The organism is Streptomyces sp. NPDC055955 (assembly GCF_042270245.1).
Classification (GTDB): domain Bacteria; phylum Actinomycetota; class Actinomycetes; order Streptomycetales; family Streptomycetaceae; genus Streptomyces.
The window spans coordinates 1-2001 of record NZ_JBHJYS010000054.1 but is presented as its reverse complement, the minus strand read 5'-3'; the positions used below and the strand labels follow the sequence as shown (position 1 = coordinate 2001).

Annotated in this window: 2 protein-coding genes; both read left to right on the top strand. The window is 56.2% G+C overall.

From position 1 onward, the window contains the following. Positions 1-253 precede the first annotated feature (253 nt). Positions 254-1255, top strand: coding sequence for a protein rep (locus ACFC96_RS46035; protein ID WP_376282694.1), 1002 nt, complete (start codon positions 254-256; stop codon positions 1253-1255). A gap of 430 nt (positions 1256-1685) precedes the next feature. Further along, positions 1686-1985, top strand: coding sequence for a hypothetical protein (locus ACFC96_RS46030; RefSeq protein ID WP_376601937.1), 300 nt, complete (start codon positions 1686-1688; stop codon positions 1983-1985). Positions 1986-2001: the final 16 nt, after the last annotated feature.

Here is a 2001-nt window from a genome sequence, read left to right as displayed (position 1 = left end):
GAACAAGATGATTCGCGTCCCGGTAGGGGTTTATGCCCTGGGCAAGTCGGTGGGGTATTTCATCCCGCAAGGCGCGAAGCCGCAGCTAGTCGCTGTTTCCTAAGACAAATAAAAAAGGCCTCCGAACCGCGTCACACGGGCTTTGCAGCTGCGCTGCATGTACGTGTGACGCGAGCCGGGGGCCTCTTTACTTGATACATAGAAACAAAGTGTTAGCAGCAGGTATGCTGCCAGCACGGGAAAGGAGCCAGGCATGGCCAAAAAGAAAACCCCCGTATGCGCTGTCAACTTGGCGGAAGAGGCGCATACAGGGGTCGATGAAGCTGAAAACTTCGGCGATAGATTAGCACGCTACGGCAGCGCTCACGCAAGGTCACTGGACATGCTTGGGCACCTCCGGGACGTGTCATCCGTCGAATCCACGAAAGCGTCCGCAGGCCTCGCCAGCTGCGGAAATTACCTGCACTTTCGGGAGTATTTCACCGTGGGCAAGGTTCGGCTGCACAACGCTACGTTTTGCAAGCAACACCTGATCTGCCCTCTCTGCGCTATTCGGCGTGGAGCTAAGGCGCTCGGGGCCTATTTGGCTCGCTGGGAGGTGATCCAGAAAGAGCGCCCAGACCTGCAACCCTACCTTCTCACGCTTACCGTGAAGAACGGTCCAGACCTTGAAGAGCGTCAGCGTCATCTGACCCGTTCGCTCAAGCTCATGATGGATCGCCGCCGATACTTCAACGCAGGTACTCGCGGTGCTCCCTACACGGAGCTGTGCAAGGCCGAAGGCGGTGTTTACACGCTTGAGTTGACCAATAAGGGGAAGGGTTGGCACCCGCATTGCCACATGATCGTTTTAGCGGCCTCTAAGCCCTCTCAGAGCGCGATTAGTGCTGAGTGGCACGCTATCACTGGTGACAGCATGATCGTCGATTGCAGGCCCATTGCAGGCGATCCTAGCGAGGGTTTCATGGAGGTCTTCAAGTACGCTGTGAAATTTTCCGATTTGTCCCTAGCTGACAACTGGCACGCGGCCCAGGTACTCAAGGGAAAGCGTCTGCTGAATAGCTTTGGGCTCTTCCGCGGCGTCGATGTCCCTGAATCCCTCCTGGATGAACCGCTCGACTCTCTTCCGTACTGGGATCGCTTCTATCGCTTCGTCCAGGGCGAATATCAGTTCACTGGTGAGAGTCCCAAAAGCCATTCCGTACCTGCTTCTGCGCCGCCTTCGGCGACCCATCAGCACGCACGGCCCGCTTAAATCCACGTAGCCGGCCTGATTTTTGGGGACAGGGTAGGGTTTGTATCACCGCCGGTTACCCAAACCTCGGCCGGCCCAACGGGCCGATAGGCGCTGGCACAAATTTCCGCGCATGCGCGGATTTTCTGCGCCGGTACCCGCGAAGCGGCCCCAAATATCGGCCTGCTCGATCTGCTCCGAAAATCTCCCCGACGCTCCTTCGGAAAGTCCGCGAATCGCTGATTCCTCAGCGGCTCCACACTACCCCGCGCCCTGATAACCGCTCTTGTCCTCCATCGGAGGAATTTCCGTTAAGCACGCTTTACGTCAAGGGAGCTTAACGGAGCGCTTTTAGTGACTCTTCGCTCCAATAAATTATGTTGACGCTCCAAAAATGCTGGTAGATCATCCTCATCGGATATCACACACACTCCAATCTGAGGAAAATCTCATGTCCGACTTCACCGAATTCATGCATTACCGCGTCCTCGACTTCAAATACAGCCTTCGCAATCAGGACCTGACCGAAAAACTGCTTGAAACGGGCGATCAGATTCCCTTGCGGAACGTCTGCGCGAAGCTCTCCCCTGAGCTTGCCGATCGCATCGATCAGACCGTATCGGTCCTGGGCATCAGTAAGCGTCTCTTCATCGAACGCGCATTGATCGAGGCTCTCGATCAGGTGGACGTGATCATGGAAGCGCACGAGGTTCATGAAGAGCTCGCGAGCATGGAGGCGAATCATGGCTGATCCCATGTTCACGCTC

What these genes read in the sequence shown, in the direction of transcription:
- ACFC96_RS46030 (WP_376601937.1), top strand. Translation starts at nt 1,686, where the DNA reads ATGTCCGACTTCACCGAATTCATGCATTACCGCGTCCTCGACTTCAAA.
- ACFC96_RS46035 (WP_376282694.1), top strand. Translation starts at nt 254, where the DNA reads ATGGCCAAAAAGAAAACCCCCGTATGCGCTGTCAACTTGGCGGAAGAG.